Source organism: Colwellia sp. BRX10-9 (genome assembly GCF_014077405.1).
Classification (GTDB): domain Bacteria; phylum Pseudomonadota; class Gammaproteobacteria; order Enterobacterales; family Alteromonadaceae; genus Colwellia_A.
On record NZ_JACGVV010000090.1, the window covers coordinates 1 to 1,028 of the forward strand.

General features: G+C 35.3%; 1 protein-coding gene. It reads right to left on the reverse strand.

Annotation, left to right across the window (positions count from 1 at the left end; translation table 11 throughout):
- Positions 1-499: 499 nt before the first annotated feature.
- Positions 500-862, reverse strand: coding sequence for a DUF2750 domain-containing protein (locus H4J69_RS19595; protein WP_182245201.1), 363 nt, complete (start codon positions 860-862; stop codon positions 500-502).
- Between the last annotated feature and the right edge of the window lie 166 nt (positions 863-1,028).

A 1,028-nucleotide genomic window follows, 5' to 3' on the forward strand; every position in this document is an offset into this window, starting at 1 on the left:
AACGAAGATGCCCTACAACGAATCAAAATATTTAGAAGCATTAAACCGAAGAGGATCGCCACTGTTAAAATTTGCAATAAATAGCTAAATTTTACTAGTTGTCCACCTCAGGGCGTGTTGTTAGCAGTACTTACAAGCTTCTGGTTAAACGGAGCTAATGTAAAAACACTTAAAAATTCTGCAATGAATGCTACGACCTTTAAAGCACCCGTTAAATTTATTAAAGTGAAATGAAAGGCGAATCCGAAAATTGTGATCATTATTAAGAAAATAAAGTAGCTCTTAATCTTTACTTTATATTTTGTATCACAGTTAGAACACTTAACATGAATAAGAGCAAAGAATATCTTAAAATAGTTAATTTGTTGCCCACAATCTTGACAGGTATGCACTCAACCTCCTTGTACTGCTAACGCCTTACTAAGCGGCGCGAAATTGTTGGCTAAAATTGCGAGGAACGAAGCTAGCCAACTGTTTAGCGTCCGTCTTGAATAGCTTGTTAGGAGATGCTTATGCGAGCCTCTAAGTTTCTAATTAAAGAACTAATTTCTAAATCAAAACCTGTTAAGTTTTTACCGCTCAAGTTTAGATTAATTAGTCGATTTTTGTCTTCTAGAATCGGAACCATATGTTCTTTAAAATTTTCCCAAGACATTTCTCTGGGTTCAATTTCAGACAATAAATCTGAGTTTAATTTTTTCAATCTAACGATTCTAGATTTAGAAGACCAAACAGGAAGAGATACTCGGTTATCAGAAACATCAAACTCAAGCATTGTTCCGTCTGGGAATTCACCAAACCATAAATATTGCTTTTCTGATACCTCTTGATAGAATTTTTCAATCTGCGAACCTACGCTCATTTAATCAAGTCTCCTAACGCCACGTTAAGCGGCAAAAAATTGTTGGTTAAAATAGTGAACGCAGCGAACAAAACCAACTGTTTTTTGTCCGTTTGAACGCCTTGTTAGAATTAAGTTCGCAAGGCCTGAACATTTTTAACCAAAGAATATTTTCAGCCCCACGATA